Origin of the sequence: Dolichospermum sp. LEGE 00240, from assembly GCF_015207875.1 — a bacterium.
GTDB lineage: Bacteria > Cyanobacteriota > Cyanobacteriia > Cyanobacteriales > Nostocaceae > Dolichospermum > Dolichospermum gracile.
In genome coordinates this window covers 37,111-43,723 of sequence record NZ_JADEVZ010000041.1, presented here as the reverse complement: position 1 = coordinate 43,723, position 6,613 = coordinate 37,111, and the positions used below count along the sequence as shown (strand labels likewise).

Below are 6,613 nucleotides of genomic sequence, written 5' to 3'. Positions count from 1 at the left end.
GCTCCCTGCCCCCCTGCCCCCTGCTCCCTGCCCTAACTTGCTGCGTCTGTCTTTTTCGCTCTCGTCTTTGTTGATTTAGTAGTAGTTGACTTAGTAGTGGTTGATTTAGTAGTTTTCCTTGTAGATTTTGTAGATGCTTTAGCTGAAAGTAATTCAATAGCTGTAGACAAAGTTATATTTTCCACTGACTCACCTTCAGGAATACTGGCATTAGTTTTCCCATGTTTAATATAAGGACCATAAGGACCATCATAGATATTAACTGGTGCATCATCTTCTGGATGTGTACCCAACTCCCGTAAAGCTTCCTTAGACTTACCCTTAGCAGCAGCCCGACCCTTTTTCGGCTCTGCCAATAATTCTAAAGCACGATTTAAAGAAATTGTCAAGACATTATCAGTAGATTTGAGAGAACGATAATCTTTTCCCTCTTTTCCTTGATCATGGACAACATAGGGACCAAATCTTCCTAAACTCGCTTGGACTTTGCCACCAGTTTCCGGGTGAGTTCCCAAAGCGCGGGGAAGAGATAACAAACCAACAGCCATATCCAAAGTGAGTGTTTCCGGTGTCACACCCTTGGGGAAAGAAGCTTGTTTGGGTTTAGGATTTTCCTCGGTCTTATCGCCTAGCTGCACATAAGGTCCATAAGTACCAATCTTGATATAAATAGGTTCTCCAGTTTCTGGGTGACGACCAACTTGGTCAGGTCCCACAATTTTTTGTTTGAGGAGAATTTCCACCTGTTTAGGATCAAGGTCAGCCGGAGTCAGGTTTTTAGGAATAGAAGCGGTAATTACTTCCTCACCATTGGTAACTTCAATGTAAGGGCCATATTTACCAATACGGACTTTAGCATCTAAATTTTCTAGTTCTACAGTTCTAGCTTTGCCGGCATCAATTTCTGTTTCTCTTTCCCTCACCAAAGTTTCTAAACCTTGTTCACCAAGATAGAATTTCTTTAAGTAGGGTAGCCATTGAGCTTCACCCGTGGAAATTTCATCCAAGGTTTGCTCCATTTTAGAAGTAAAACTAGGGTCAACAATATCTGGAAAATGTTTTTCCAGTAAATCAGTCACAGCAAAAGCCGTGAAAGTAGGAATTAGAGCATTATTCAATAACTGAGCATAATCTTTATCAATGATTGTGCCAATAATGCTGGCGTAGGTACTAGGACGACCAATGCCTTCACTTTCTAAGGTTTTCACCAAAGTTGCTTCAGTGTAACGGGCAGGAGGTTGGGTTTCATGGTCTACCGCCGCCAGTTCATGACATTGGGGATGATCACCAACCTTCAGTGCAGGTAAAATTACTTCTTGATCTTCTAAAGCGGCTTCAGGATCATCCGAACCTTCCACATAAGCGCGGAGGTAGCCAGGAAAATCTATCCGCTTACCAGAGGAACGAAAACCAGCGTCCTCCACTTGGATTTGTACAGTAACCTGAGTTTGGCGAGAGTCAGCCATTTGACAGGCGACGGTGCGCTTCCAAATCAAATCATAAACAGCAAATTCTCGTCCAGCTAAACCTGTGTCTTGGGGTGTGCGGAAACTACTACCAGCGGGACGAATGGCTTCGTGAGCTTCTTGTGCGCCTTTAGACTTAGTTGTGTATTGTCGAGGCTGGGGACTGAGGTATTCTTTTCCGTATTTTTGCTCCACACAAGCACGGGCAGCGGTAATCGCTTGGTCGGACAAATGTACTGAATCTGTCCGCATATAGGTAATATACCCTTGCTCATACAAATTCTGAGCCACCCGCATCGTATCCCGTGCCGATAAGCGTAACTTGCGGTTAGATTCTTGTTGCAGTGTAGAAGTAGTGAACGGTGGCGCAGGTTTGCGGGTGACAGGACGTTCTTCCATATCCGTCACTGTCCAGATTTTCCCTTCTATGCGGGCTTTCAGAGCTTCCGCTTGCTCTTCATTAAGTAAAATGACATTGCGGCCTGCGGTAATTCTGCCCGTTGTTGAGTCAAAATCGCTGCCTGTGGCAACTTTCGTGCCGCCAAGAGTCACCAGAACCGCGCTAAATGGACTTTTTTCCTGTTCTAAACTAGCTTTTAAATCCCAGTATGTTCCTTCATGGAAAGCCCGACGTTGGCGTTCTTTAATCACTAATAGTCGCACTGCTACAGATTGCACTCGCCCAGCGGATAATCCCCAGGCAATTTTTTTCCACAGTAGCGGTGATAGGGTATATCCTACTAACCGGTCTAAAATTCTTCGAGTTTCTTGAGCGCGAACTACTTGCTCATCAATATTACGGCAGTCTTTCAAAGCTTTTTGAATGGCTTCCTTGGTAATTTCATGAAAGACCATGCGCTTTGTTGGCACTTTGGGCTTGAGCAATTGGTATAAATGCCAACTAATGCTTTCACCTTCCCGGTCTTCGTCAGTTGCTAAAATCAGTTCAGTTACACCTTTGAGGGCTTCTTTAAGCTGAGTGACAATTTTCTTTTTGTCTTTGGGAACTACATAAATCGGTTCAAAGTCGGCTTCTACATTGACCCCAAGCTGCGCCCATTTTTCCCCTTTAACGGCTGCGGGAATTTCACTGGCCGACTGGGGAAGGTCACGGACATGACCCATTGAAGCTTCTACCAGATAGTCTTTTGGTAGGTAGTTGCGAATGGTACGAGCTTTTGTGGGAGATTCGACGATAACGAGAGTTGACATGGAAATTTAAAAGAATAATAGCTATGCAGCTAAATAGTTAAGTTGGGTTAATTTTTGCGAAATGTCAAGGTGAAATACCACGCCTCAGCAGTGATTGTATCCTTACACAAACTACCCAACAGGGGGGAATTTTATCAACTTCAGGTGCGGTGATTAGGCATGAGAATGCTGGAAGCAACCTTTGAGAGTCAATTTGTCAGTCATCTCCATCCTTAACTTATAAGAAGATAGGCTAAAAACCCCGGAATTGATCCCTAAAAATCCCCAAAATTTTTAGGGGTCAATGTCTTTTCATCCGGGGATGAAAGCTGTAAGAGGGGATTTATCCCCAGTGATAAGTTGATTATATTTGATGTTATAATCTCAATTGACAGGAAAAGTAATCAACCTGTATAAAAACCTAACTGCCTAACGGTAGTCTGTACCTTGACAATTAAATCTATGGGGTTCTACTGCATTGTTCTAGTTTCAACAAGCAGTAGGTAAGAGATTTATAGGCACTAGACGAATCAGAATTTTGAAACAAAAAATTTTCATCCTCAATAGGACTTGCAGTCATGCAACTACGGTCGGGCAGACCGAAAGTTGACCGGAGAGTCCCACCTCTGAGTTAGATAAGGCCAGGAGCTAATAACCTGCGTCTTTACATCCGTATATCCCCTTTAAGTAGGGCTTGCTGAATAAGCACCCAGGGCGAACCTAGATGCCACACCATTGGTCACAAGTTAAGATAGAAGCAATTCTGTCAATAGTCCCAAGTTAGAGATAATTGATATAAGATTAGTCAGTAACCCAGCCCTAAAGGGACTGGGCTTGTAAGAGAAATCAAGCAAGCCATACTGACCAGACCACCCTGAGTTTACTCTCATGGTAGCCGTTATTTGAGTCACGACACCCCGGAATGCGAAGCCCCTCCGGGGTTCAGCAGTCGCTCATGGGGGAAACCCCCAAGACCGCGCTGCTTCACTAGTTCCCTGCTCTGTCATTTGCAATTAAACAGTTTTAAGGTAACAGAAACAGTGTTGCAAGTCTAAAAAGCTCTGATAACTGGTCGTTCGCGCGGCGTGCCGTAGGCATCAGCTAACATTACCCCAGAAATGGGAGGCTCTTGAGAGCAAAACATTATGCGTACAGAGTTGGGAATTTTGAATCGGTAATTGTCCCGTTGAAATGGAAAAAGACCCCCATCCTGATGTTAGAGAAGCGGCTCAAATAAGTATAGATATACTTAGTGCAGTTGCTTGTTAAGGATGACAGGATGATCAATAGCTAACTGTCCATCTAAAAATCATCTACATTTTAAAACAGCTATTTGTGATTTAGATGGTAATACTAAAACTTTAGTTAGTTTAGAAGTTGATGATGAAAGTTATATGATGATTGGTGGGGGTGATGCTGGTAAATATATTGTTCCTCAATTGCATGATGATGAAGATGCAGAAGACTCGCTATTAATGCGGCTGTTTCTTGATTTTGCTACCACAGAAGCATTGAAAGATAATACACTACAACCTTATACAACAGAAATGTCTGAAGCTGCTCATAAACTAATTGAAGGTGTGCAATTAGAGGATGAGTAAGTTTATTAGTAATGACTGGAAAATTTATTTTCATTTATTAATTTTCTAACGATAAGATAGTAATTAATTCAGAAAATCTAGCAAAATCGCCTATATTGTGGGTCAGCAACCGAGGAATGCCATAGACTAACATTGTGGCAACTATATTAGCATCATGTACCTGCTTACCACCAATGTTGATTTCTGTCATTAATTTCAATAATCTTTCAGTTACTAAAGCAGTATTTTCAGCAACATGAAAATAACTACTAAAATATTTAACATCAGCCACTAAAGAAGTAATAGGAATTGTTCCAGTTAAATCACTACGTCTTGTCATTCCTGATAAATATTCTCGCAAAGTTTGCCGACTAATCCACATCTCCATATCTTGATCAGCAAAATATTGTAATTTTTGTATTGCTTGTGTGTGAAATGGTGATAAAGCTAAATTGCTATAAATCAGAATATTTGTATCTATAAAAACCGCTTTATCTATCATATAAATCTTCTCTACGAAACGTGAAATTATCAGCAACTAAACCCACAGGATAATCTGAATATTCAAACCTTTTTGCTTGATTTTTCACTACTAATTGATCTGATTTAACACTTTCATTAAGAACTATAACTACTTGATATTCACCTGCGGGGATATCTGGAGGTAATTGCACTATAATTTGCCGCTCTGGGGTAACATTCACAACTGTTTCTATTGTTTTCATTACCTTTTCTCCTCAACAGTATTTACTAAACAGTATCTTACCTTTTTCTGGTACATAAAGTCAATAACTATTGATAAATTTCCACAAAATTAAATATCTAATAACCCATATCGTTTTTGCAAAGCTAATAACTTCATCCTCGCTTCCCCAGCATTATCCGCTAAATCAGCAAATTCCACAAACCTCTTTAATTCCTTCTTTAATAAATTCCGTTCCACTTCAATAGTTTCTCTATCCAAATCTGGTGGTAACACAATCATATCAAAAATCGTTGCCCGTTCCTTGCCAGGGTGAGGACGTAAAACCCGTCCTCGACGTTGGATAAATTGGCGGGGATTTCCTGAACTTGATAAAATGACTGCGGTTTGAATTGCGGGAATATCTACACCTTCATCTAAACAGCGAATTGCGACTAAACCTTGTAATTCTCCACTTTCAAATTGACGACGTAAAGTTTCCCTTTCTTCTAAAGAAGTATTTGCTGTGTAGGTGCTGACTTTATAACCTAATTCTCCTCCCAAAAGTTGAGAAACGGCTTTGAGTTGGCGTAGAGAATAACGTTGTCCGATTTCTTGAGAACCATCACTACAATAAAATAGTGTGTGAGTAGTTTCTCGACGAGTTGACATTAATTCTTTTAAGGCGATTAATTTATTTTCCGCTGTGCCAATTAATCGCGCCCTTTGCATTAATAATGATTTGATATCTTCGTTGTCTTCAAAATCTCCTATTTCTCCCATATCTCGATCTCGATAAAGCAGAGAACGCCCAATTTTTTTGGTTAATTTTAAATAAGCGATACTCTCATTTTCTGTTAATTCTACTAATACAGGGTTATAGATATAATGAACTAATGCACCTTGAGAAATGGCATCCTGTAAGCTAAATTCAGGTTGAAGAATATTGCCAAAATAATCTAATAAAGATTCTGTGCCATCATCATCAAAATATCTTTCTGGTGTGGCGGATAAAGCTAGACGTAACCCGACATTGCGGGGTAAACTTTCTTCTAACTTTGGTGCGCCTAAATTATGGGCTTCATCACCAATAATCAAAGTTTTTGGCGGAAAATATTTAAGTTGTGTCTGCAAACCATCACTAATTAAAGTCGAGTTAGTGGTAATTACCGTGACGAAATCTTGAGAACCAGAAGACAAATTATAGATTTGTGTAGAAAGTTGACTTTGCCAACTGCGTAAATTATCAAATGCTAAAATCGGCTGTAAGTTAAATTTCCCACATTCTCTGCCCCATTGGGTAACAAGATGACGATAGGGACACACCACCAACAGGACTTGTAAACCAATTTGCTGGTACAATTCGCAAGCGATCGCTAATGCAGTAATAGTCTTACCACTACCAGTAGCCATTTTTAATGTCCCCCTACCATGATTAGCAAACCAGCTGGTCACTGCTTGGCGTTGATATCCCCGCAATTGCAGAGATAAAGGCATTTTTGGACATCCCGGTAATGATTTCTTAACTTGATAACTGCCCTTTTTCTCCCCCGCATAAGGTAACTTGAGCTTAAAAGTAGGCAATTTCGGTACTACATTTCGCGTTAGGTACATAAATTTGCAAATTGGTGATTGGTGATTGGTAATTGGTGACTGGTAATTGGTGGTAAGAATTTATGACCCATTACCCATTA

At 40.6% G+C, this 6,613-nt stretch carries 5 protein-coding genes; 1 reads left to right on the top strand and 4 read right to left on the bottom strand.

Features of this window, described 5'->3' with window-relative positions:
- Positions 1–32: 32 nt before the first annotated feature.
- A complete protein-coding gene (topA, locus tag IQ226_RS14685; RefSeq protein WP_193896492.1) occupies positions 33–2,678 on the bottom strand; it encodes a type I DNA topoisomerase in 2,646 nt (881 codons plus the stop codon).
- A gap of 1,373 nt (positions 2,679–4,051) precedes the next feature.
- Between topA and IQ226_RS14680 the strand changes: the two genes are divergently transcribed.
- On the top strand, positions 4,052–4,258 hold the full coding sequence (locus tag IQ226_RS14680; RefSeq protein WP_193896501.1) for a hypothetical protein: 207 nt from the start codon (positions 4,052–4,054) through the stop codon (positions 4,256–4,258).
- Positions 4,259–4,295: 37 nt separating this feature from the next.
- Here IQ226_RS14680 and IQ226_RS14675 read toward each other — a convergent pair whose 3' ends face one another.
- From IQ226_RS14675 to IQ226_RS14665, 3 genes are all read right to left on the bottom strand, one after another.
- On the bottom strand, positions 4,296–4,739 hold the full coding sequence (locus IQ226_RS14675) for a PIN domain-containing protein (protein ID WP_193896489.1): 444 nt from the start codon (positions 4,737–4,739) through the stop codon (positions 4,296–4,298).
- Positions 4,729–4,962 carry a hypothetical protein gene (locus IQ226_RS14670; RefSeq protein WP_193896488.1) on the bottom strand — a complete coding sequence of 78 codons (234 nt, stop codon included), beginning with the start codon at positions 4,960–4,962 and terminating at the stop codon, positions 4,729–4,731. Before IQ226_RS14670 ends, IQ226_RS14675 begins: the two co-directional genes overlap by 11 nt.
- A gap of 89 nt (positions 4,963–5,051) precedes the next feature.
- Positions 5,052–6,533, bottom strand: coding sequence for a DNA phosphorothioation system restriction enzyme (locus tag IQ226_RS14665; RefSeq protein WP_193896486.1), 1,482 nt, complete (start codon positions 6,531–6,533; stop codon positions 5,052–5,054).
- Between the last annotated feature and the right edge of the window lie 80 nt (positions 6,534–6,613).